This is a genomic window from Verrucomicrobiia bacterium (assembly GCA_035765895.1).
Classification (GTDB): Bacteria; Verrucomicrobiota; Verrucomicrobiia; order Limisphaerales; family DSYF01; genus DSYF01.
In genome coordinates this window covers 18,152-41,384 of the sequence record DASTWL010000024.1, presented here as the reverse complement: position 1 = coordinate 41,384, position 23,233 = coordinate 18,152, and the positions used below count along the sequence as shown (strand labels likewise).

Annotated in this window: 24 protein-coding genes and 1 pseudogene; 18 read left to right on the top strand and 7 right to left on the bottom strand. The window is 62.5% G+C overall.

From position 1 onward, the window contains the following. Both VFV96_05555 and VFV96_05550 read right to left on the bottom strand, forming a co-directional pair. On the bottom strand, window positions 1–965 hold a 965-nt coding region (locus VFV96_05555; protein HEU5069867.1), incomplete at its 3' end, for a fatty acid desaturase. Window positions 966–1,102: 137 nt separating this feature from the next. Next, window positions 1,103–1,909, bottom strand: coding sequence for an NIPSNAP family protein (locus VFV96_05550; protein ID HEU5069866.1), 807 nt, complete (start codon window positions 1,907–1,909; stop codon window positions 1,103–1,105). 121 nt (window positions 1,910–2,030) lie between these two features. Here VFV96_05550 and radC point away from each other — a divergent pair, with 121 nt between their 5' ends. Beyond that, the gene (gene radC, locus VFV96_05545; protein ID HEU5069865.1) at window positions 2,031–2,741 is read left to right on the top strand and encodes a DNA repair protein RadC; all 711 of its coding nucleotides are present in this window, start codon (window positions 2,031–2,033) and stop codon (window positions 2,739–2,741) included. A 15-nt stretch (window positions 2,742–2,756) separates the two neighbouring features. Here radC and VFV96_05540 read toward each other — a convergent pair whose 3' ends face one another. Beyond that, a complete protein-coding gene (locus VFV96_05540; protein ID HEU5069864.1) occupies window positions 2,757–6,212 on the bottom strand; it encodes a DUF5696 domain-containing protein in 3,456 nt (1,151 codons plus the stop codon). A gap of 27 nt (window positions 6,213–6,239) precedes the next feature. After that, a complete protein-coding gene (locus VFV96_05535) occupies window positions 6,240–6,638 on the bottom strand; it encodes a cupin domain-containing protein (protein ID HEU5069863.1) in 399 nt (132 codons plus the stop codon). Between the two features lie 317 nt (window positions 6,639–6,955). Here VFV96_05535 and VFV96_05530 point away from each other — a divergent pair, with 317 nt between their 5' ends. The 5 genes and pseudogenes from VFV96_05530 (at window position 6,956) to VFV96_05510 (ending at window position 9,476) form a co-directional block, all read left to right on the top strand. Further along, entirely contained in the window at window positions 6,956–7,213 is a 258-nt protein-coding gene (locus tag VFV96_05530; protein HEU5069862.1) for a type I restriction-modification system subunit M N-terminal domain-containing protein, read from the top strand. Further along, window positions 7,210–7,920, top strand: a pseudogene (locus VFV96_05525) (DUF4268 domain-containing protein). Before VFV96_05530 ends, VFV96_05525 begins: the two are co-directional and overlap by 4 nt. Further along, a complete protein-coding gene (locus VFV96_05520; GenBank protein ID HEU5069861.1) occupies window positions 7,905–8,156 on the top strand; it encodes a DUF4268 domain-containing protein in 252 nt (83 codons plus the stop codon). The pseudogene VFV96_05525 and the gene VFV96_05520 overlap by 16 nt, the downstream one beginning before the upstream one ends. A gap of 171 nt (window positions 8,157–8,327) precedes the next feature. Continuing rightward, window positions 8,328–8,924 carry a hypothetical protein gene (locus VFV96_05515; GenBank protein HEU5069860.1) on the top strand — a complete coding sequence of 199 codons (597 nt, stop codon included), beginning with the start codon at window positions 8,328–8,330 and terminating at the stop codon, window positions 8,922–8,924. 21 nt (window positions 8,925–8,945) lie between these two features. Next, window positions 8,946–9,476: a GNAT family N-acetyltransferase gene (locus tag VFV96_05510; GenBank protein HEU5069859.1), complete on the top strand. Its 531-nt coding sequence runs from the start codon at window positions 8,946–8,948 to the stop codon at window positions 9,474–9,476. On the opposite strand, the gene VFV96_05505 is transcribed toward VFV96_05510, so the two are convergent. Continuing rightward, window positions 9,473–9,772, bottom strand: a complete 300-nt coding sequence (locus VFV96_05505) for a DUF1778 domain-containing protein (protein HEU5069858.1) — start codon at window positions 9,770–9,772, stop codon at window positions 9,473–9,475. The genes VFV96_05510 and VFV96_05505 overlap by 4 nt on opposite strands. Window positions 9,773–9,934: 162 nt before the next feature. Here VFV96_05505 and VFV96_05500 point away from each other — a divergent pair, with 162 nt between their 5' ends. The 12 genes from VFV96_05500 to VFV96_05445 all read left to right on the top strand — a co-directional run bounded on the left by VFV96_05500 (window position 9,935) and on the right by VFV96_05445 (window position 21,611). After that, window positions 9,935–10,072 carry a hypothetical protein gene (locus tag VFV96_05500; protein HEU5069857.1) on the top strand — a complete coding sequence of 46 codons (138 nt, stop codon included), beginning with the start codon at window positions 9,935–9,937 and terminating at the stop codon, window positions 10,070–10,072. 70 nt (window positions 10,073–10,142) lie between these two features. Continuing rightward, window positions 10,143–10,607 (top strand): TspO/MBR family protein, encoded by a 465-nt coding sequence (locus VFV96_05495; protein ID HEU5069856.1) that lies wholly within the window; start codon window positions 10,143–10,145, stop codon window positions 10,605–10,607. A 4-nt stretch (window positions 10,608–10,611) separates the two neighbouring features. Next, window positions 10,612–11,211, top strand: coding sequence for a CIA30 family protein (locus tag VFV96_05490; GenBank protein ID HEU5069855.1), 600 nt, complete (start codon window positions 10,612–10,614; stop codon window positions 11,209–11,211). Window positions 11,212–11,598: 387 nt separating this feature from the next. Further along, window positions 11,599–12,411, top strand: coding sequence for an acyl-ACP--UDP-N-acetylglucosamine O-acyltransferase (gene lpxA / locus VFV96_05485; GenBank protein ID HEU5069854.1), 813 nt, complete (start codon window positions 11,599–11,601; stop codon window positions 12,409–12,411). A 137-nt stretch (window positions 12,412–12,548) separates the two neighbouring features. After that, complete coding sequence (locus VFV96_05480) at window positions 12,549–14,318, top strand: cytochrome b/b6 domain-containing protein (protein HEU5069853.1); 1,770 nt, start codon at window positions 12,549–12,551, stop codon at window positions 14,316–14,318. A gap of 243 nt (window positions 14,319–14,561) precedes the next feature. Further along, window positions 14,562–15,638 (top strand): glutamyl-tRNA reductase, encoded by a 1,077-nt coding sequence (gene hemA / locus VFV96_05475; GenBank protein HEU5069852.1) that lies wholly within the window; start codon window positions 14,562–14,564, stop codon window positions 15,636–15,638. 208 nt (window positions 15,639–15,846) lie between these two features. Further along, window positions 15,847–18,138: a cytochrome c3 family protein gene (locus tag VFV96_05470; GenBank protein ID HEU5069851.1), complete on the top strand. Its 2,292-nt coding sequence runs from the start codon at window positions 15,847–15,849 to the stop codon at window positions 18,136–18,138. Window positions 18,139–18,349: 211 nt separating this feature from the next. Then, window positions 18,350–19,222, top strand: coding sequence for a Gldg family protein (locus VFV96_05465; GenBank protein ID HEU5069850.1), 873 nt, complete (start codon window positions 18,350–18,352; stop codon window positions 19,220–19,222). 68 nt (window positions 19,223–19,290) lie between these two features. After that, on the top strand, window positions 19,291–20,136 hold the full coding sequence (locus tag VFV96_05460) for a C1 family peptidase (protein ID HEU5069849.1): 846 nt from the start codon (window positions 19,291–19,293) through the stop codon (window positions 20,134–20,136). A gap of 104 nt (window positions 20,137–20,240) precedes the next feature. Then, window positions 20,241–20,654, top strand: coding sequence for a DUF202 domain-containing protein (locus VFV96_05455; protein ID HEU5069848.1), 414 nt, complete (start codon window positions 20,241–20,243; stop codon window positions 20,652–20,654). Window positions 20,655–20,791: 137 nt separating this feature from the next. Beyond that, window positions 20,792–21,250 carry a hypothetical protein gene (locus VFV96_05450; protein HEU5069847.1) on the top strand — a complete coding sequence of 153 codons (459 nt, stop codon included), beginning with the start codon at window positions 20,792–20,794 and terminating at the stop codon, window positions 21,248–21,250. A gap of 73 nt (window positions 21,251–21,323) precedes the next feature. Further along, window positions 21,324–21,611, top strand: coding sequence for a hypothetical protein (locus VFV96_05445; GenBank protein HEU5069846.1), 288 nt, complete (start codon window positions 21,324–21,326; stop codon window positions 21,609–21,611). 511 nt (window positions 21,612–22,122) lie between these two features. Here VFV96_05445 and VFV96_05440 read toward each other — a convergent pair. Continuing rightward, the gene (locus VFV96_05440) at window positions 22,123–22,266 is read right to left on the bottom strand and encodes a hypothetical protein (protein HEU5069845.1); all 144 of its coding nucleotides are present in this window, start codon (window positions 22,264–22,266) and stop codon (window positions 22,123–22,125) included. A gap of 251 nt (window positions 22,267–22,517) precedes the next feature. Then, window positions 22,518–22,871: a hypothetical protein gene (locus tag VFV96_05435; protein ID HEU5069844.1), complete on the bottom strand. Its 354-nt coding sequence runs from the start codon at window positions 22,869–22,871 to the stop codon at window positions 22,518–22,520. Window positions 22,872–23,233 lie beyond the last annotated feature (362 nt).

The window sequence follows — 23,233 nt, the reverse complement described above, 5'->3', positions numbered from 1 at the left end:
AAGGTGAAGGATTTGAAGCTGGCGAAGAACGTGACGGGCTTCACGGTCTGGAACAGCGGCTCGGCCTGATGGCATTTTTCCAGGTGGTAATTGGGAATGCGCGGGCTGAGGTGATGGATGTGGTGGTAGCCGATGTTGCCGGAGAACCATTGCAGCACCTTGGGCAGCTTGTAGAAGGAGCTGCCCTGCAAGGCGGCCTGCGCGTAGTCCCAATTCTCGCCGCGCTCCCAATAGACGCCTTCGAACTGGTGTTGCACGTAGAAGAGCCACACGCCGGTGGAGCCGGCCACGAGCAGCACGGTCAGTTGCAGGATGATGTAGGCCTTGAGGCCGAACAGCCAGATGAGTCCGGCCGCGACGGCGCCGAGCCCGAGATTGGTCCAATAGACGGAATAGCGTTCGCGCGTGGGGGCCTTGAGCGAGGGCACGCGTTGTTTGACGAGGAACAGCCCAAGCGGCGCGAGGACGAACAGCACCACCGGGTTCCGCGCCAGCCGGTAGGCGAAGCGTTTCCAGCGCGAGGCTTCGAGATATTCTTGCACGGTCAACGTCCAGACGTCCCCGGTGCCGCGGCGGTCGAGGTCGCCCGCACTGGAATGGTGGATGGCGTGTTCCCAGCGCCAGTGGTAGTAGGGCGTAAAGGTCAGCACGCCGGTGATGGCGCCGAGGATGTGGTTGGCGGTCTGCGATTTGAAAAAGGAGCCGTGCCCGCAATCGTGGAAAATGATGAATGTGCGCACGAGAAATCCGCCCGCGAGCACCGCCAGCGGAATGGTCAGCCACCAGGACACCCGCAGGCTCAGCCACATGAGACACCAGAGGCCCAGATAGGGAACGATGGTGTTGAGCATCTGCCAGGTGGCGCGGCCGACGGAGGGCTTCTGGTAGCGGGCAACAATGTGTTTCCACCCCTGGTTGGCGGGTGTGCTGTCCGCGGCGGCGGCTGGATTGGCCTGAGCAATCATAGTTTCAATCAAAATACAGTGAGATTCGCCAAACGCAGGGAAAACCAGGGCTTGGGTGGTCGTAACAAGCCCACTCTAGTCGGCCTTGGGCGATGTCGCAACTCAAGGCTTCGCGGGGCGCAAAAAAAATGCCATCGTCAAATCTGCGAGCACGCGAGCGGCCGCAGGAAGATGTTGCTGATGTTGCAGACGATTTCCGCGTCGGTGTAACCGGGTGTGGTGCTGAGCTTTTTCCACGCGGGGTCGCGGCCGAACGTGCCCCAGCACTGGTCGTGCGCCGCCATGTCATCGAACACAATCAGGTAGGTCAGGTTGGGCAGCTTCGGGCCGGTCAGGGTTTCGCCAAAGAACACCGGTGCCAGCCCCGCCCGGCGGAAGATGGCCAGCTCGCCTTCGTTGAACATCTCGATCTTCTTCAGGTTCGCGGCCTTGCTGTGGCTCTCGTAGGTGCGTAACTCGAACAGGCGCGATTGGCCGGCGGTTTTCTGCGCCGGCACTTCCAGCCGGGGCACGCCAGCGAACGCGTGCAGCAGCGAGCTTTCGTAGCGCACGTAGGAGGGATCGGTGGCGGCGGCCCGGAGAAATTCCGCGCCGCGCTGTTGATGTTCGCTGTCGGCTGCCAGCCGTTCCTCCAAGGTGGTGAAGTCGGTGAGGGAACGAAACGGCAGCAGCACATACGCCGCCGGCGTGTCGGGTCCGCTCGCGGGACTGAACACGCCCACCGGTCCGATGCCCAGCCGGCCCAGCGCCGGCAACGCCGCGTGTGCCCAATAATCTTCAAAGCGTTTCACCATCGGTCCGCGGCGAAACTGGTAACGACGCAGCTCGTAAAATTCGCGGACCGGGGCAGCATCGGTTTCGGCCGCGAGGGCGGGCAGGCCGGCGGTGAGCCCCGCGAGGCCGGTGCTAAGGGCAGTGCGTTTCAGAAAGTCGCGACGTTTCATGATGCGATGGATGATGGCGCCGAGTTAAGCGGCGATCTGGCTGCAGTTCACGGAAAAAGTGAGGTTGCGGCGGGGGAAATTTGGACGTGTCTTTCGCCGCTGTCGTGGTTAACCAATGCGCATGTCCACCCACCTGCGTCTCAAGGACCAGCCGGCGTCCGAGCGCCCGCGCGAACGGCTCGCGGAGCGGGGTGCGGACGCATTGAGCCATGCGGAATTGATTGCGATCCTGCTGCGCACGGGACTCAAGGGCACCAACGTGGTCGAGGTGGGCCGGCAGTTGCTCGGGAAGTTCGGCTCGCTGAACGCGCTGGCGGGCGCGTCGCTCGAGGATTTGCGCGGCATCAAGGGCATCGGCCGCGACAAGGCGGTGACGCTGATGGCGGCGTTCGCATTGGCCAGACGCATGGCGGCGGAACTGCGCAGCGAGGCGCCATTGCTTGACACGCCAGAGCGCATTGCCGACGTGCTGCGCGAGGAGGTGCGGCATTTGCCAGCGGAACAATTCCTCGTCGTCCTGCTCAACACCCGGCGGCGGCTCCTCAAGGTGGAGCGCATTTCCCAGGGCACGCTGGACACCATTCTGGTCCACGCGCGCGATGTGTTCCGTGCGGCCATCGCGGCCAATGCGTCGGCGATCGTGCTGGCGCACAATCATCCCAGCGGCGACCCGACGCCGAGCGAGGCGGACATCAAGGTGACGCGCGATCTCATTCGCGCGGGACAGTTGCTGAAAATTGAACTGCTGGATCACGTCATCCTCGGCCGCGCGACACAGGAACGGCCGAAGGATTACTGTTCGCTGCGCGAACTGGGTTACTTCTTCAGTTGAGGTTTTGCGCCCGGATTATTTCCACGTCACCGTGTAGCGTCCAGCACCGGACTGGCCCAGCGTCAGGCGCAGTTTTCCGTCATCAACGGTGAAGGGCACGGTGCCAAGGTCTGCCTGTGTTTTGGCGGCGAGCGCGTGAATCTCAATCGCTGACGCCCGGCCGCCTGGCAGCAGTTGCTTCAGTTCCAGGTTAACGTGGAAGGCCTTGTCGCGCGGATACGGAAAAATCACCAGTTGCCCCGGCGCGCGATTGATTTTCACCGCGCCATCGGTGGCCAGCAGACCAAAATCGATCCACGTGCCATCCGGATTCGTGTGGGCCGTAAAATCTGCCGGAGTGACCGCGCTTTCCGGCGGCGTTCCGGGTGTGGCGGCTTGGAAAGTGATGTTGGTGATGGTGCCGTTCTGCCGGGCGACGTTCAATTCCCCCAGCAACACCCGGTTGCCGGGAGCCGGCGCGCCTTTCAACCGCAACCGCTCGTCGCGGTAAAGCCCGATGGTCAGGTCGTAACGATCAAATGCCGCGCTCACGTCGAGCACGTGCGGGCCGTCCGTAATCACGTCGCCCTTGTGCCACTGGCTTGTCGGGCGCGGCAGGGTGTGGTCGCCTTGAAAGACGATGTGCTCGCCCTTGGTTTGCGCTGCGTTCAGCGCGTGGACAAAGCAGTGATAATCGCCGCCGGGCGCCGCGTTCACGTGCCAGACGTAGGTGACCTCGATGCGGTTGCCACCCAGGTAGCGGAACGAACTCAGCCTGGGCTCGATGTCCGCCACGGCGGGCAAATAAGGCTGGTCGAACCGCGTGCGCGCATCGGCAAAAATGTATTCCGGGCAGCTCGCGAAATCGGCCACCCGGCCGGCGTGCAGACCCGTGTAAACCTCCGTGTCCGGACCCAGGGCGAGAAAGCCCCATTGAGGCAGCAAATAAGATTGGGCGGAACGGGTTGGCGGGCCCGCCGGAGGATGCAATGACCAGGGTTCGGCGCGCCAGTTGACCCAGAGTGTGAGCCCGTTGGCGTAGCGGATGCGTTGCCGGGAAGTGTCGCCCGCAATCAGCGCCGCACTGGCTGTGACGAATTGTCCGTCCACTTCGTAGCTGATTTCGACCGGCGCTGAGGTGCCGTAGAGCCGTTGCACCGGATGCATCAGGTGATGTTCGCGGGCCACCGCCTGGACGGTGTGCACGAGCCGGTTGCCGAGAAAGCCCGCATGACCGTAGGCCAGCTCCATGGCGCGGTATTTGTCGAACTGTTCCACGCTCCCGGCGTCGAAGCCAAATTGCGCGTCGTAACCACGCCGGAACCAGCGTTCCAGATAGCCCATCCCGTGATTCACCATCTGCGGATGAATTTTCAGCAGGTCGAAATCGAGCAGGGGCGCATGATCCTCGCCGCCGTGCACCTGGGCTTCGACGCCATCGCAACGGCCCGCCCAATAAAAATGATTCGCACCCTCGCCGAACAGCGGCCCGCCGTGGGTGTCACGTTCGAACTGAAACAGCGCCGTGTCGCGCTGAACCTTGAGCAACGCCATGGCGGCCATCGGTTGCGAGGCGTCGTGGTCGAGTTCGTGCCACGGCGGCACGCAGGTGTGAACGTCGAGATACGCGGCGGTGGTGCCGTAATGTGCGTGTGCGGCGGGCGAGTTCTGGCGGGCGAAGTCGAGCGCACGATTGCACTTGAGGCCGAAGCTCTGCACGCCGGTGCCGGAGTTGAACCACGCCAGTGAAGGCGTTCCATCCGCCCGCAACACGCGGGCCGCGGGATCGTAGGAAGGCGCGTCAGGATAAAGGTCGATGTAGTTTTCGTGCAGCGCCCAGAGGTAGCCACAATCGTTGGCCGTCTGGCCAAACTGGCGCAGGCCGGCATCGCCGCCGTATCGTTCATTGGCCGGCATGTGATCGGGCAGCTTGACGTCGTAACCGAAGTGCTGCCAGTCGTGCTGGATGATGGCGAGATGATCGACGCCATTGTCCTTGAGTTCGCGGAGCTTGGCGGCGTCACCGGCGAACATGCCGTGGTCATGCCCCCAAATGTCCAGCATCACGCGCGGTGCCAGCGTCGCCCGATACGGCGAAGGCGGGTTCGGCAGGTTGGGCAGCACTTCGTCGAGGTCCGGCGATACGGCGATGTAGCCGCGCTCAAACAATGGATTGCGCGTGCCGTCGGTTTTGGTGTCGTAGGTGGCGATGCCCTGTGGGCTTCGTGACGCGTGGGAGACGGTCCAATCAAGCTGGCGGAACACAAACGCGCCCTGCGCCGGAAGAAAGGAAGGCAGGCCGTCCAGATACGGCACCGGAAAGCTCCGTCGGAACGGCACCGGCCCGATGGCTCCCAGCGACATCTGGCTGAGGACCGGCTCATCGCACTGGGCGGAAACGACGAGGGCCTTGCCTTGGATGTCGAACGTCCAGGTCACGATCAGCGGTTTGCCGGCGAACTCGTATTGCCAGCGAACGGTGAGCTGATTGTCTTTGGCCGTCGTGTGAAGCGCGTGGCCGCCGCGTAATGCCACCAGGCGGGAGGTTTGATTGCTGGTCACCGTCACGCTGACACCGCCGCCGCGTGCCGGCTGGAAGGCGGATCGCTGCTCCACGATTGCCGTAAAATCATCGAGCGTTCCCGTCTCGGGAACGTAGCGGTAAGTGAGGTGCGTGTCGGCGGCCGCGTAGGTGAACTCCCACCGGTTGCCGGAGTGGACGAGCGAATTCGTGCACGGCAAAAGATTGGACGGGGTGACGCCCTGATCGGAGACGTTCCGCAGCGCCAGGCGGCTGACATTCTTGGTCGCGCGATAAGCGGGCGTTTGCAGGAAGGCGCGAAAATGCGTGGTCGAATCCGCCTCGTGGTTGCCCACGCGCAGGGTTGCGTCGCCGAAATAGGAAAAGTCGAAGGACGGATTGTTTTTGGGGCCCGGCTCGACTTGCAAACGGAGCGTCACCGTCCGTCCAGCGTAAGCGGAAAGGTCGAAGGCGTAGTCGCGCCAAGCGGCTGTCGTTTGGTGCTGGCGCAGCAGCTCCCGCTTCTGGCCGTCCGCCAGCACGGCGCAGGAGAACGTCACGCCATCGCTTTTGCCCGGCTGAACGGCGTCAGGGCCCATGGCGGTGCCGAAGCGGAGCTGGATGGGTTTTTGCGCGGGCAGTTGGAGCGGGTAATCCACCCACGTCCGGCCCGGTGGAACGCGCCAGGGCGAATGCAGGAACCACGCGTCCCGGCCCAGCACCGTGCCCGCCGGCTCGCAGGCGACGCCGGTCGCATCGTCAAAATGTCCCGCCCAGGACAACGGCAGCCAATTCGTTGGGCCGCCATACGATTGCCAGCCCACCCGATACGTGCCGATTTCCGCCAACCGCGTTTCGCCCGCCGGCAACGCCACGGGCGGGACAATTTCTTCAGCCGCGTGCCCGGCCAGACCTGCCGCCAGCAGAACCGTGGCGAACCGGGCGCCGGATGCCGTGCGTTTGGGTTTCATGGCGGCGCACACTGTCCGGTTGGCAACTCAACCTCCCCGGTATTGTTCATCGCTGACGTGCTCCAGCCAGTCCACGGCTTTCCCGTCGAGTTGTTCCTGGATGGCGATGTGTGTCATGGCTGTCGTGGGCGACGCGCCGTGCCAGTGCTTTTCACCGGGCGGGAACCAGACCACGTCGCCCGGCCGGATTTCTTCCCTCGGCCCGCCCCAGCGTTGCACGCGTCCGCAACCGGCGGTGACGATGAGCGTCTGGCCGAGCGGATGCGTGTGCCACGCCGTGCGGGCGCCGGGCTCAAATGTGACGCTGGCCCCGGCAACGCGCGCGGGTTCGGTGCCTTTGAACGGTGAATCAATGCGCACCGTGCCCGTGAACCAGTCGGCCGGGCCGGTGACGGAGGGCTGTGAGCCTGCTCGTTTGATTTCCATGGTGTCATTTCAGTTGGGTTGGATCCGGCCGGTGGTCATTCAACGGCGCGTCCGCCGGGCCGGATGTCGACGGAACTGGCCTTCCGCCGGCTGGCCTGCAAGGAAGCATCAGACTGCGCCCGTTCCGTTTCATGAGGGCAAAGCTTACCTTCGGCGGTCGCGCCGGGGCGAGTTCAGACTTCCCGGCAACTGCGTTTTGGAATGCTCAAGCAGCTTTCCTCCGCAAAGGTCAATTGAGTCCAGGTAGCAGCAGTTCCTTCAAGTTGAGGGTTTTGAAATTGCCTGCGGCGGCGCGGGCATTACGATGCGGGCACTTCATGCACTGGGTGGCACCAACGGAAAGGGACGTGGCGAATGGCGCATTGGAAAAACAGCTCTGGGAAGCCGCCGATCAATTCCGCGCCAATAGCGGGCTCACTGCACAACAATATTCCGGGCCGATCCTCGGTCTGATCTTCCTCCGCTTCGCCGAGGTCCGGTTTGCAAAGCAGCGCGCCAAGCTTGAGCTACCCTCGCCCTCCCACCAAGCTCTGCAAGGAAGGTCAATCTCACAACGAACTGAGCCACGAACATGAACAAGAACCTGAGCAAACTTGAGCGCGTGCCGCTGAACGAAGCGTGGAAGCATGAAGCCGGCGAGTTCACGCCCTGGCTCTCCGAGACTGAGAACCTGAACGCGCTGGCAGACGAGCTGGGATTGAGCGAACTGGTCAAGGTGGCCACCGAGCACTGGGTTGGCGACTTCAAGCTCGATATTCTCTGCACAGATGGAGACGAGAAAGTCATCATCGAAAACCAATTGGAGGAAGCGAACCACAAACACCTGGGCCAAATCATCACGTATGCCGCCGGAGTCGGCGCGAAGAAGGTAATTTGGGTGGCAGAGTCGTTTCGGCCTGAACACGTCGCTGCGCTTCAGTTCCTGAACGAGAACACCACGGATGCATTGAGTTTCTTTGCTGTCGCAATCGAGTTGTGGCGCATTGGGAACTCGCCGCTTGCTCCCAAGTTCGAGGTCGTGGTGAAGCCAAACGATTGGGCCAAGTCCGGACGTGAGCAAGCCAGCGCGGTGGCATCCGCCTCACCCACCAAACAGTTGCAGCAAAAATTCTGGATGGCCCTGATCGAACACCTGACCGCAAAAGCACCGCAAATCCGACCGCAGAAGCCTCGGCCGCAGCACTGGCTCAACAATTCAATCGGTCGTGCTGGATTCGGTCTGAATATCACCGCCAACACCCGCGACGAGCGTCTTGGCGTTGAGTTGTGGATTCCCGGCGCGGAGGCCAAGAAGCACTTCGCCAACCTGTCGGCGCAGAAAAAAGAGATCAGGGCAAGCTGGGCTTTGAGTTGGATTGGCAAGACCTTCCAGACGCCAAGGCTTGCCGGATTGCAAGTTGGTATCCGAAGGCGTCCATCGAAGAAGAGTCCCGCTGGAATGAATACCTGGACTGGCTGACGCAGCGATTGGTCAAAATGGACCAAGTGCTCCGGCCCATCGTGAAGGCTCTGCCATGACGAACCACCTCCGCCGGACGCGCGACCTGCTGCTGCCGCGTCTGTTGTCGGGGGCAGGTGGAAGTGGGTGAGCCGGAGGGCGTTATTTCATAGCCGGCATGTCGTTTTGAAAATACATGTGTATTATGTATTGACAAGTATACAATGTGCTGCTAATTTGTCGCTAAGTTTATGGAGCAGAAATACACAGTAGAGCTTGTCGGGCCGGGTTTGAGCCTTAAGAAGGAACTCCCTGAGCCCGTTGCACACGAACTTCTAGTCTGGCTGTTGAAAGGTGGGCGGTTGCAAGCGCAGGGTGCTGCGATCACGCCTCAGCCGACTCAGGCGGAAGTTAAGGTCTCGGCAGCACCGCAACCGGCAGGTCACACAGCTTCCGCAGTCGTGTCGGTGCGCGAGTTCATGGAGCAGTATTCGCCGGCGCGCGTCCCGGACAAGATTGCCTGCTTCGGGCTCTACCTTCGTGAGCACCGCAACCAGAGAGAATTTGCCAAAGAGGATTTGGTTGGTTTGTTCCAAGACGCGGCCGACCCACTGCCTAAAAACCTGACTCGCGACATTCGATGGACGCAACAGATTGCGTGGGTTGCGCCGTCCGCCACTAATCCAGAAATGTATTACCTGACGAAGAAAGGTGAGGACGCGGTGCGCGCCAAATTTGCAAAAGAACTTGTCCAGAAGACGCGCTTTTCTGCGCCTGCTCGGCGAAGAAACGGCGCACCAGATGACAAGTCCGATACTGCGACGGAAAGCTCGCCGGATGCGACCTAATCAAACCAAAGTGCCAATCCCGTGAGCGAACCTCAGCAATACAGACTAGAGCAGCTTGACCCGAGCAAGCACCGGCGAGAGGACTTCAAATGTGAGTCTTCGGAATTGACGGAGTTCTTGCAGAAGAGAGCGCGTAAAGAAATGCAGGCGCGAGCCTCGGCCTGCTTTGTTCTTGTGCCGGAGGCAGACCCGGGACGGATCGCGGGTTACTACACGCTGTCGCAAACCGCTGTCGTTGTGCAGCAGTTACCGGAGTCGCTCATAAAGAAACTGCCGCGCTATCCGCAGTTGGGAGCGACCCTGATTGGACGACTCGCGAGAGACATCGAATGGAAAGGGCAGCAGTTGGGACGATTGCTGCTCATTGATGCATTGCGCCGTTGTGTGCGGCATAGCGCAGAAGTCGGGGCTGTTGTTGTGGTGACCGACCCCAAGGATGAGAAGGCCCGGAAGTTCTACGCCGACCACGGCTTCCTGGCACTGGATGAGCACAGAATGTTCCTTCCGATGAGCGACTTGGTTGAACGCGAGGCGAACGGATGGAATGTTTAGCCCAAATCGCTCTTCACCGATTCCCGATAAGCGCGGATGGAATCCGTCATGGCCGGTGTCGGCTGACGAGGCGGTGCAAGCAACGCCTCGACGAAACGAACGGATTCGTCGGCGTTCAGTTGGATCAGGTTGCTCTGGCTGATGATCTGGCGGGCCACTTCGCGAGCGTGGGCAATGACGAAAGTCGCCATCGAGCGTCCTTCAAGGGTCGCCGCCCGCTGGAAAAGCTGCTTATCCGCCGCCGAAACTCGGGCAACGAACCGTTGAGCTTTCTGCTCTTTCATGACTGCATTCACGTGCAGAATGTATGCCGCACAGGCACACATTGCAAGAGTTCTTCCTCAAGTCATCCCTTTCCGATGGCCCTTGTTTGTCAATGTGGACCATACAAGGAAATGGGAATAAGGTCACAAGTTGCATTGTTCCAGCTTCTTAAAACCTGACATGTGTCTGCAAAAATGAGCGCACTCGCCTACACTGAAGACCAGCTTGTCGAACAACCTGTCATTGACGGGGCTGTGCTGGAATCTCGCGGTTGGGCGGCGCGGTTGCGCACCATTGAGTCCGAGCTGCCGATTGATGTCGGCGAATACTAGCCGTTCCTGCTGCACCGATGAACAAGACCAGATAACAAATTTTTACCGAACCGTATCCCGGCCAATCTCAATGAACCGCCATATTCCAGCTCTGATCGGGTGGGTGTTGCTCTGCTTCGCCGCCGCGGCGATGGGCGGATTGTTCATGCCGGGCGAATGGTATGCCTCATTGAAGAAGCCGGTGTGGAATCCGCCGGGGTGGATCTTCGGTCCGGTGTGGACGGCGCTTTACTCGTTGATGGCGGTGGCGGCATGGCTGGTGTGGCGACGCGATGGCTGGGACAAACAACGCAAGCCGCTGCTCATCTTCCTCACGCAACTGGCGCTCAACGCGCTTTGGACGCCGCTGTTCTTCGGTCTGCACTGGACCGGCGTGGCATTTGCAGAAATCGTGCTGCTTTGGTTGGCCATCGCGTGGACCATCGCGGTGTTTTGGCGCGTGCATCGCGCAGCCGCCTGGCTGCTCGCGCCATATCTGGCGTGGGTGGGTTTTGCAGCCGTGTTGAACGGCACGTTGTGGAGGCTGAACCCTTGAACTTATGAAACTTAAAATGGCTTCGGCTTTAACCAACTCCGCGCGCCTGATTCTCGTGTGCGCGCTCACATCCCTGACCATCGCCATGAAAGCTGAACCGGCAACCAACAAAACCCTCTTTGACTTCCAGACGACTACCAACTCGCCCGCCTGGGAAGTGGTCAACGATGATGTGATGGGAGGGGTTTCCACCAGTCAGTTTAAGGTGCCAACCAACGGCTGCGCCATTTTCAGCGGCACGGTTCGACTGGAGAACAACGGCGGGTTCGCCTCTGTGCGTTCCGCGCCCGTGCGCGACGATCTCGCCGGGCTGACCGCCTTCATCCTGCGAGTGCGCGGGGATGGACGAACTTACAAATTTACCGTTCGCACCGGGGCGGGTTTCGACACGCCGCTTTACCAATGCAGTTTCACAACAAAGCCGGGTGAATGGGAAGAACATCGGCTGGCCTTCAAGGATTTTGTTCCCACCTTCCGTGGCCGGGTGCTGACGGACGCGCTGACACTGAATCCCGCGAAGGTGAACTCGGTCGGCTTTCTCATTTCGGATAAACAGGCCGGACCGTTCCGGCTGGAAATCGGCTGGATCAAAGCCGCCCGCTGAAGACTCATGCCCCACGCCTACACCGAGGACCAGCTTGTCGAGCAGCCCGCTATGCGGCTGTTTGGCAAATTGGGGTGAGCGGGATGCAAATGTTTATTCGGAGGCAGTCTGAATTCATGGCCGGCAGACTGCGCCTTTCATCGCCGCTGCGCTCTTCTTGCTGAAAGTCGCGACTGCCGACGGGACTTCAGTGAGTCTGACCTCTGACCGCTTGAAATCACCACCGACGTGCACCTGAACCCGTCTGATTTCCACACTGGCACTGTCAGTAAGGGCAGCCGCCGGTTAAGGGAAATTCTGCCGGGTTCGCCCGAATAGGCTTTAGTTTTCCCAGCAATTTGCCAATTTCTCCCCATCTGAAATCAATGCAACCGACCGGCGCAATCTGTGGCTAACCCAGCGATTCATCCCACGGCCATTGTGCACCCGGACGCAAAACTGTCCCCGACGGTGCAGGTCGGCCCCTACGCGGTGATTGACGGCGGCGTCGAATTGGGCGCGGGCTGCGTGGTCGGACCGCACGTTTACCTCACCGGCATCACCACCATCGGCGCGCGCAACCGCTTCCACGCCGGCTGTGTCATTGGCGACGCGCCGCAGGATTTGAAATACCGGGACGAACCGACGCGCCTGCGCATCGGCGAGGGGAACGTCTTCCGCGAACACGTCACGGTGCATCGCTCGAACAAGCCGGCCGAGGACACGGTCATCGGTTCGCACGGGCTGTTCATGGCGCACTGTCACGTCGGGCACAACTGCCTCGTGGGCGACCACGTGATTCTGGCCAATGGCGCGCTGCTCGGCGGCCACGTGACGGTGGGGGACCGTGCGTTCATTTCGGGCAACTGCCTGGTGCACCAGTTCGTGCGCGTCGGCCCGCTGGCGCTGATGCAGGGCGGCGCGGCCATCAGCAAGGATTTGCCGCCGTTCTGCATTGCGCGCGGCGACAACGGCGTGTGCGGTTTGAATGTGATTGGCCTGCGGCGCGCCGGTTTTTCCGCCGCGGACCGGCTGGAGCTGAAACAGCTTTATCACCTGGTCCTCCGGTCGGGCCGTCCGTTCCGTGACGCCCTGGCCGCCGCGGAACCGCAGTTCACCAGCGCGCCCGCGAAGACGTTTCTCGAATTCGCCGCGGCGACCCGGCGCGGCCTGTGCGCCGACACGGGACGGGCGGCGGAAGGGGACGGCGCAGAGGACTGAACGGAAAGGGTGGGCGGCACGCCCCAAGCCCAAAACCTGTTGCCTTGGCCGCCTGCCGGCGGCGCGTGCTCGCAAAAAATGCGAAGCAATCGCCAAGCGGTGTAGAGCAGTTTGGGCGCGCGGGCCGATGCTGGGGCATGATGCCGGGCGCCAGCAATACAGTGCGGGCGGCGCTGGGCCTCTTGCTGGTTGTGCTGGCGGCAGGCGGCCACGCCGCGGAAACCATCAAGGACAGCGATTGTCTCGAGTGTCACAGCGACACGACGCTGACCAAAACCAACGCCGAGGGGCGCGCCGTTTCCCTGTTCGTGAACGCGGCGGTGTTGCGCGCGTCGGTGCATCAGACGAACACCTGCCAGGCCTGCCACGCGGACATCACCACCAAACATCCCGACGACAACGTGGCGGCGGAGAAGGTGAATTGCGCCCGCTGTCACGCGCGCCAGTCGGAGAGTTACACCGAGAGTGTGCACGGGCTGGCCCTCGCGGCGGGCGATGCCGCGGCGCCGACCTGCACGGATTGTCATGATTCCCACGAGCTGAAGCCCATCACCGATCCGGCGTCGCCGCTGTATTTCGCCAATCTCGCGAAGACCTGCGGGAACTGTCACGACCAGGCGGCGGCCGACGTGGCGGCGAGCGTGCACGGGCAGGCCGTGGCCGCAGGCAAACGCGAAGCGCCCACGTGCATCGATTGTCATTCAGAGCATCGCATCGAGCAGTTGAAGACCAACGCCTCGCTCAAGATTTCCGCGGACGTTTGTAGCAAATGCCACGCCTCCGAGCGCATCAACAGCAAGTTCAACCTGCCGGCGGACCGCGTGAAAACCTTCTTCGAGAGCTACCACGGCCTGGCCTCGCAATACGGGTCCACGCTCGCGGCGAACTGCGCGAGCTGCCACGGTTACCACCTCGTGCTGCCGTCGAGCGATCCGCGCTCCAGCATCAATCCGAAGAACCTCGTGGCCACGTGCGGCAAGTGTCATCCCGGCGCGACGACGAAGTTTGCCAGCGGCAAAATTCACGTGGCCGAGGTGCCGCCGGCGGAGGCGACCGATCTGGGCGGGAAGGTCAACGCGTGGGTGCGGCGCATTTATGTGGTGCTGATCATCGTCACGATCAGCGTGATGCTGGTGCACAATGGGCTGCTGTTCCTGCGCAAATGGATCCGGCTGCACCGGGCGGAACGCCGCACGGTGCAGCGCATGAACCGCCAGCAACGCTGGCAGCATTTCATCCTGCTCACGAGTTTCATCGTGCTGGCCGTGACGGGCTTTGCCTTGAAGTTCCCCGATTCGTGGCTGGCGCGGCTGCTCGGAGCGCATGAGGATTTCCGCCGCTGGACGCACCGCGTGGCGGGCGTGATCATGCTCGGGCTGGGGCTCTATCACGTCAGCTACCTGCTGTTCACCCGGGACGGCCGGCGGCTGCTGCGGGATTTCCTGCCGGAGGCGAAGGACGCACGGGACGTTGTGGCGAACGCGCGTTATCTCACGGGCACCCGCCCGGAGAAGGCGCGGTTCAAACGCTTTGGCTACGCGGAGAAGCTGGAGTATTGGGCCGTTGTGTGGGGCACGATCATCATGGGCGTCACCGGGCTCGCCATCTGGTTCAAGATGGAAGTCACGCAATTCCTCCCGCGCTGGGTCATCGACGTGGCAACCACGATTCATTATTACGAGGCGATCCTCGCGTGCCTCGCCATTCTCGTCTGGCACTTCTACCACGTGATGTTCGATCCGGACATTTATCCCGTGAACCTCGCGTGCTGGGACGGCCGCGTGTCGGAGCATTGGATGGAGGACGAACATCCGCTGGCCACGGAGCCGGCCGCGGACGGTGTCAAACCCGGGTCGCCAGCCAGCACGACGATGCCCGCCAAAGATGCGCCGGCATCCGGCCAATAGCGACGGCTCACCAATCCATGGCCGGGTCGGGCAAAAAAGGATGAGTCTTTGGCAAGCCCGGACAAGCCGCCCCGGCGCGTTGACTTAGAGTGCCACCGTGATGACAGCACGCAAACGGAACGGATTGGGAGCCGGCACGGAAATTGGCGGCCGGCGGCGGAACGTTTGCATCAAGCGGTGCGGAACAGGGTCCGTCCGCCGGGATTTCAACCTTTTATCACCCTCGTAACCAGAGAGTTCAACATGAAGTTTTTTGTTGCCGGGTTGAGTTACAAGACGGCCAGTGTCGATGTGCGGGAGCAGGTGGCGGTGCCGCCGGCGCGGGTGCGGTGCAGCGCCTGCCGGCTCAAGATCAACGGCGGTCTGCGCGAAGTGGTGCTCGTTTCCACCTGCAACCGCGTCGAGATTTACGCGGTCACGGACGCCGCGTGGCCCGACGGGGCCGCCTTGTTCCGTCTGCTGGCGCGGGACGGCAACGACGTGGGCGGGTCGTTGTATGTGAAGGAGGGGGCGGAAGCGGTCAAACACCTGTTCGCCGTGGTGAGCGGGCTGGACTCGATGGTGCTGGGCGAAACGGAAATCACCGGCCAGGTGAAGCAGGCGTATCTTGCCGCGCAGGAGGCAAAATTGACGGGCCGCATCACCAATCGCCTCTTCCAGACAGCCTTCCAGGTGGCCAAGGAAATCCGCTCCGGCACGGCCATCGGCCGCGGCGCCACCTCGGTCGGCAGCGTGGCGGTGGAACTGGCCGAGCGCATTTTCGATCACGACTTCTCCGCCAAGACGGTGATGATTGTGGGGGCGGGCAAAATGGGCGAGGCGTGCGTCCGGCACCTGGCCAAGAAAGGCGCCAACCGCGTGCTCGTGGTCAATCGCTCACTCGAGAAGGCGCGCGTGTTGGCCGCCGAAATCGGCGGGCAGCCGCTGCCTTTCGAGCAACTGCTGCCGGCCCTGGTCGAGGCGGACATCGTCGTCAGCTCCACCGGCGCCCGCCGCGTGATTTTGGAGCGGCCAGCGGTGGCCGCCGCCATGCGCGCCCGTCACGGCCGGCCGCTGTTCCTCATCGACATCGCCGTGCCGCGCGACATCGATGCGGACGTGCAGCAGGTGCCGGGCGTTTACCTTTACAACATCGACCACCTGCAGGCGATCGTGCAGGAGCACGTGCGCAACCGGGAACACGAACTCGGCCTCTGTCGCACCATCATCGCGACGCGCGCGGCCGAAATTCTGGCGCGGCTCAACGCGGTGCCGCCCGCAGCAGGCCGGGCGGTTGCGGAACCGGCCGCTGCGCTGGGCGCGGTGGCGTGTTTCGGCTGAAACCTCCCGACCGGTTTGTTCACCCCCAGAAACAACGCGCCACTTTAGACTCCATCAACCATCAGAACCTCTGGTGGAACCGGATGCAAATGACAAAGCAAATAATGACGGGCATTTGGCAAGAAGCGAGTAGTCGCCGGCTGGCGCCCTTTTAATTTCCAACCAAGATCGTGTGACCTCAAAAACTCAACAACAGGACAGATCGACTATGTGCAACTCCATGACACGCGTCGCGGGCCGGCTTGGCTCGGTGGCGCTGCTAACCCTCGGTGCCGCGCTCGCACAGGCGGCTGCGCCGGCGTTGAACGCCCTGCTCGACACCCGGCCGCTTACGCCCCAGGAAATTAAAGACTACGGCCTGCCTGGCGGCTCGGAGACTTCGGGCGGCCTCAACACCGTGGGCGTGGGCGTGCCCTTCTACCTGGATGCCCTGGTGAACCTGAGCATCCCATCCTCGAACATCACCAGCGTCACCTGGACCCTGGTCACCAAGCCGGTGGGTTCGGCGGCGGTCATCACCAACAGCCCGCTCGGCGGCAACGTGCCGACCTACAAGATGGCGGACCGCCTGACGTTGCGGGTGGCCGGCCGCGCGTTGCTGCGGCCTGACGTGGTGGGTCAATACGCCGTGCAGGTGGCCATCGTTACCGACAATGGCAGCGGCAGCACCAACATCACCAAGCCGCTCACGGCGGCGACCTACATGGGTGTGCAGACCTGTGCGCTCTGCCACAGCGGCGGCGCCATCGCGGAGAATGTTTACGGCAGTTGGACGAACACGCTGCATTCCCACGCCTTCAAGGATGCGATCAACGGGGTGAGCACCGACCACTTTACCAAGAATTGCACGTCGTGCCACGTGGTGGGCTACGACACGAATTCGCTGGCCGTGAACGGCGGGTTTGACGACATCGCCACGGCGACCAACTGGACCTTTCCGACAACGCTCAGCCCGACCAATTGGGACGCCATGCCCGCCAGCTTGCGCGCGGTGGCCAACATCCAGTGCGAAAGCTGCCACGGCCCGGGCAGCGAACACGCCGCGGCGTTGGGTCAGACGAATGTAGCCAACTGGCCCCGGCTCGGCGTCAGCATGGCGGCGGGCGATTGCGCGCAATGCCATGACAGCCTGACCCACCATTTCAAAACGGCGGAATGGAACAACTCGGCACACGCGTCGGCCACACGCACTCCGTCCGGCCCGTCCCGGGTGGCCTGTGTCCGTTGCCACACGGCCTCCGGCTTTGAAGCTTGGGCGGAAGCAGGCGGCATGACAAATCAGAATGCCCATCCCACCACGCTCAACTACACGCCAAACACCGCATACGAGGCGATTACCTGCCAGACGTGCCATGATCCGCATGATGCCACCAATCCGCACCAACTGCGGCTGAGCACAAGCATCACGCTGTCCGAAGGCACGGTGGTGACGAATGCGGGCATGGGAGCCTTCTGCATGCAATGCCATAACAGCCGCAACGGTTCGGTGACCAACAGCCTTGTGAATTATCCGGCCGGCCTGCCCACGTGGGTTGGCGGTTCGGCCTTTGGGGTGCATGACAGCCCACAGGCGGACATGCTCGAAGGCGTCAATGCCGTCACTTACGGCCAGAACATTCCCAGTGCGGCGCATCGCTATGCCATCACCAACACCTGCGCCGGCTGTCACATGCAGGAAGTTGCCGCTACCGATCCTGGCTTCACCAAAGCCGGTGGTCATACCTTCAAGATGAGTTACACCAACGGCACCGGCACGGTGGACATGGTTGGTGTCTGCGTTCAATGCCACGGCCCGATCGAGTCGTTCGACATGGTTCGTCAGGACTACGATGGCGACGGACTCACTGAGGGCGTGCAAACCGAGGTGCAACATCTGCTCAATAAACTCAGCACCTTGTTGCCCAATGCCAATGGCGTCGTCGACGGTGCGGTGCAAACGCGTCTTTCAGTCAAAACCAATTGGCCAGCGAAGTATCTGCAGGCCGCCTACAACTGGCAGTTCGTCAGTGCGGACGGCAGCTTGGGCATTCACAACGCGCCGTTCGCCGTCGGACTGCTCAAGGCGTCCATCGGCGACCTGACGGGTGACGCCAACATGGATGGCCTGCCGGATGCCTGGCAGATCCAGTATTTCGGTTCCATCACCAACGCCAACGCGGCGCCGAATGCGATGCCGGCGGGTGACGGCATCCCGAACTGGCTGAAGTTCAGCCTCGGCCTGAATCCGACCGTCGCGGGCATCGCTCTGCCGGACGGCGTGGTCTGGGCGAACACAGGCTCCGTGGGTGGCACCAATTCGCCGGTGCGCATCTACACGGCGGCTGAGGTCGTCTTCGACACCGAAGCGGGCAAGACCTACCAAATCCAGGCCATCTCCACCTTGGGCGGCGGCTGGACCAACGTGGGCACGCCCATCGCCGGCACCGGGACATCGATGTCCTTCATGACGTCAACGCGCAACAACGTGCAGCAGTTCTTCCGCGTCGTGCCGAGTTTGTAACGCGCGGCGAGCGGTCGCTTACAGCCCCTCCCCGCGCCACGGGGAGGGGTCTTGAATTTCACGGCGCCGGTGGCGGGAGCCGGCGCCCGAGGTAAAACAAAAATCCCGCGCGTTCGCCGGTTTGGGTTGCCGGCGGAGGGAGCCGTAATAACCCGATTGTCGTATGCCAAGAAGTAACATCCCCACGCCAGGCGCGCGCCCGGCGGCAACTTTGTCCCGCCAAACGGCCAGCGTCCGCACCCCGATTCTGGTGGCCGTCTGCTTTCTCCTCGGGCTCGCGGCCAGCGCCGTTTGGTTTCATCGTCCGGTGGGCCGCGCGGGCGCCGACGCGGCCGGGGCCGATGCGGCGAGCGGCTTGACGGAAACCACCCGGGGTGTGCTCGGCGGACTGACTGCCCCGGTTGAAATCCGCCTTTACGCCGTGCTCGATCCGTCCAGCGCGCCGGAAAACCTGCGCGCCTTCGCCGGCCGCGTGGACCGCTTCCTTGCGCTGTATCAGACCGAAGCGAACAGCCGTTTGACCGTGACCCGCGTGGCGGCGGACGTTGCCCCGCGGACGGCCGCCAAGGATGGCATCACGGCCTTCAACCAAGATCAGGGCGATGCGTGTTATCTCGGTCTCGTGGTGGTTTGCGGCGACCGGAAGGAAACCCTCAGCCGGCTGTCGCCCGATTGGGAGCCGGCGTTGGAATCGGATTTGACCCGGGCGATTCAGCACGTGACGACGCGCACCACGGAAGCGGCCGTGGTCGCCGCCGCGGCGACGCAACCCGACGCGGTTGCGGTCGCATCGCTCAAACAGCAATTGCCGGACGTGGCGACGCTGACGCTGGAGGACGGCTCGCAACGGCTGCGCGAAGTGGCGTTGGAGAAGTTCAAGGCGGCGGTGGCCGAAATGCAGACCGAACTGGAACAGGCCCAGCAAAAACTGGCGGACGCCCGCCGGCAAGGCTCGGTCAGCGAACAAGAAGCCGCCGCCAAGACCCTGCAACAGGTGCAAACCGCCCAGGCCGAAAAGCTCAAGCAAATCACCGCCGATTTTCAGGCGCAGCTGGATGTGTTGCAGCGCATCAAACAGCCATAGCTCGGCGCCGGCTTTGACGGTCGAAGTTTTGGCTGTGCGGATGGGCAGGCGCGGGTAATTCTCCCGGCATGCGTTCCCGATTTTGGCGGTCGTGGGCGATGATTTGTTTCTTGCCCGGTTTGGTCGGTGGCGGAGCGGCAGCGGACGTGGCTGCGCTGCCGGCGAAGGCCGACCTGCGGCCCGCGTTTGTTCGCTGGCAATTGCCGGTGCGCCCGCAGGGCCACCGCGGCACGTGCTCGGTGTTCGCGCTGACGGGCGCGCTGGAGTTTGCGCTGGCCGAACGGCAGCATACCGGAACCGTTCTCAGCGTCGAATTCCTCAACTGGGCCTCCAATCAAGCCGCCACCAATTCCCAGGACGGCGGCTTCTTCGCGGACCTGTGGCGCGGTTATCAGGCTTACGGCATTTGCACCGAAACAAACTTTCCGTATCACGACGACTTTGACCCGCAGCTCCATCCGGCGGAAGCGATCCTGTCGCGGGCGCGTGAAACCAAAGAGGCCGGTCTCAGCCTGCACTGGATCAAACCGTGGGATGTGACCACGGGGGTGACGGAGGCCCAATTCGCGGAACTCAAGCGCACCCTCGCGCGCGGCTGGCCCGTGTGCGGCGGCTTCCGCTGGCCGAAGCACGAGGCGTGGACGGACCACGTCCTGCAAATGACGGCGCCGGCCGACGTGTTCGACGGCCACAGCGTGCTGCTCGTGGGATACAAGGACGAGGCGGGGGCGCCCGGCGGCGGGGTGTTTCTGATTCGCAATTCCGGTGGCGGCCCGCGCGACGCCGCCATTCCCTACGATTACGTGCGCGCTTATCTGAACGACGCGGTCTGGATTGAAGCGGCGCCGGCCGGAAAAACCACTGCCAGCACGGTGCTCCGCAGCGCGGCGGCACCGGCGCGGCCGGCGTTGTAAATGGGCGCGCGTCCTTCCTGATCTTCCGCGAATGGCGCGTTGGGGCGGTTGACGGTCCGGCGGGCGACGCCTAGGCTCCGCGGTTGCCGGGCCTTCCGGCGGCCATGAAAACCACCGATGAAAAACCTCGAGCCGGCGGCGGGTTTCCGCCCGGCGACCCGCGCACCTACCTTTCCGCCGAACGCACCTTCCTGGCCTGGGTTCGCACCGGGATTGCCCTCATGGGCTTTGGCTTTGTGGTGGCGCGCTTTGGCCTGTTCTTGCAGGAATGGTTTGCGATGAACAAGGCATCGGCCAGGATTCCCCACAACGGCTTTTCCCTGCCGGTGGGCGTCACGCTGATTGGGATCGGCCTGCTGGTGAACATCACGGCCGCGCTGCGTCACCATCGCCAGATCCAGGCCATCGACCGCGGCGAATTCCGGGAAGCCTACGGCTCGCTCTTCGCCTTCGCGGTGGCGGGCGTCCTTGCGCTCACCGGGCTGGCGGTGGCGATTTACCTGCTGACCCTGATGTAGGCGCGCCCGGCCCTGCCCGAACGCTGTGGCCTGCATGACTGCATGGCCTTTCCGCCCGGGCGGGCCGATCCGCAACCGGTGAGGCGGCGATTCTGGGTTTGCCAGAAGGATGCGGCTCCGGCATTACTGCACCCGTCATGAAACCCACCTTCGCCGGACTCGGAATTTTGCTCGCCGCCATCCTGCTGACGGCCTGTGACCGGAGCGCCTACACCAGTTCCGGACTGCCGGACACGTTGCTGGCCAAATCCCTGGTGGAGCGGGTCGGTGGCGCGCAAGGGGTCCGGATCACCGAACTGGCCGGCGGCGGCGGGAATGACCGGCGCAGCCACGAGGTCCATGCGCAATACGCGGTGACGATGACTTCGGGAACCCGCGAACAATTGCTGGAGGGTCTGCGGGCGGAGATGCAGCGGTTGATTCTGGCGTCCGGCGAAACCCTCTACGGTTCCGAGACCGTGGCGGCCACCGCCCTCCGGGACTTTGCCTTTCATTACACTGACAACCACCACAAGGGAGTGGTCCGGGTTTACACGGCGGACGCGGCCGCCAACGAGTTCCGGCTGATTCTGTTCTGCTACGAACACCCGCAATGAACCGGGCCGGGGCGCAGACACGGCGGGAGCTTTCAGTGAAAGCCTTGCTGTTCAGGTGGCATCCCCTCACGCCATGAATAACGAGAATCAAGACACGCCGGCAGCAATCCGTGAACTGGCAACGGAGATGCGGCGGTTTCGACAGGCCATTCTGTTGGGCTTTGCAATCTTTGCCTTCATCGGTGGGTTGCTGCTCCTGTGCTACCCTTCTTACGAAGTGCCCCTTTGGGCTTTCTTTGCGGCCACCGCGGTTTTCCTTTTTTTAGCAGCGTATTCGCGCATTGCCAGAGTTGCCAGTGGCCTGCGTGAGGAGGCGAAGCGGCAGCACTCCTCACCGAGTCGTTTGTCAGGTGAACGATGAAAGGCTGCCCGTCTTCCGTGGGGGCGCATGAGTTAAACGGGCGGTTGCGTTGATGGGGAGCGGGATGGGCCGGGCCCGGCGCTTGGCGCGGGACGGCCGGGGTCTGCCGGATTAGATAGGCCTGCATGGCATTTGCGCTTCGTTCCTGGGTTGTCCGGGGCGTGAGCCCCACAACTGGTGGCTCGGCGGCGCTCATTCGGCGCAACTCCCGTTTACGCCGGAGAGCTGGCCCTTTTCGTTCTCAGCAAAAGCCATGCTAACTAGCAGCTCGCATATGGATGCCGGAATCAAGCTATGCCGGGTTTTGTTGCTCGTATTTGGCTGCCTGCCAATGATTGTGTTGCACGCTTTGCTGAGCCTTGGAGTATTGCTGTTCGCGTTGCCGGCGGTATTTATGGGAGGCCACCCTGGAAACATTGTGTTTGTGATTTGGTGGCTCTTGGGCACGTATGCTTTGGTATCGTTGGTTTGCAGTTGCGCCACCTACCGGCGTGGTTCGAGTCCGAAAAAGTTATGGCAGCAGCTTGGGTTGGTAATCGGGATCCTTGTTACTGTGCCACTCGTGTTGCTCGGGTTTACGCATGGCATAGAAAAGATAGCTGCCGCCCTTGGTGCCATAGCCGCCATCATTGTGCTTCTCACAGACCGCAGACATGAAGGTCTAGTTGAAAGGGACGAATCCGGGCGCACCTCGTAAGAAACCAAGACAGTGACGGAAGCCTGTTTTTGAATCGCGATCGGGACAAGCCCAAGAAGGCCGAACACGGGATGCTCTCAAAAATGCCCCCGCCGCCGGAGCAGGCTTTCCAGTTGAGGAACCGGAGGCGAGCCGCACAGTTGCCCCTGATTCAAACAAACTGGAGCGGACAGCCGATTCGCCGTCCGCTCCATGGCAAGGCGGCCGTCTTACGAGGACGTGCCGCAGCACGTGCAATCACTCGCCGTGCAGGTATGCTTCACTGCCGTAACCGCCAGTTTGCCGTGTCCCTGGGTCACGCTTTGGTTTGCGCAGGTCGGGCATTGATGGACCATCACCTTTTGCGCGGGTGCGGTGCCGGCGCCCTTGAACTGGGGCGCAGTCATGCGCATGGCCTTGTCCTGGCATTTGGGGCAGGCCTTGGGTGCGCTGTTGGCTTCACTCACCGGCGCCTTGCGGGTGATGAGCAGCTCGGCCCCCTTGGGCTGGGCCAGCACGGACGGGGCGGCGGTCAGGGCCGCCACCGCAAACGTCAACAGCACATAACGCGGAATTGAATTCATGGCTTTCATGTTATCCTCTTTCTTTGTGGGTTTTGTTTTGCGGTCATTGACCGCCTTCAATTCTGCTTACACCGCGCCGCGCGTTATCACGCACGCCTCATTCGAGCCAAAGACGTCCCTGTTTGTCTGCGGGGCGCATCCCCCCTTTGCGTGTGCCTGCCGCCGGGTGGTTCATCAAACTGCTTGACGGCCTTCAATGCGGGGATTTTGTTCAGTCATAGCCAACGCAGGGAGAGCATCCGCCAATATCCGTGAAGTCAATTCTGGCCGGCCGATTAGTCTGAAGGCGCACTGGGGCAACCGATTCGACTTTCGGACCGGTGTGGGCGGCGGGGGCTGGCTGGGTCATCGTTCTCCCCCGC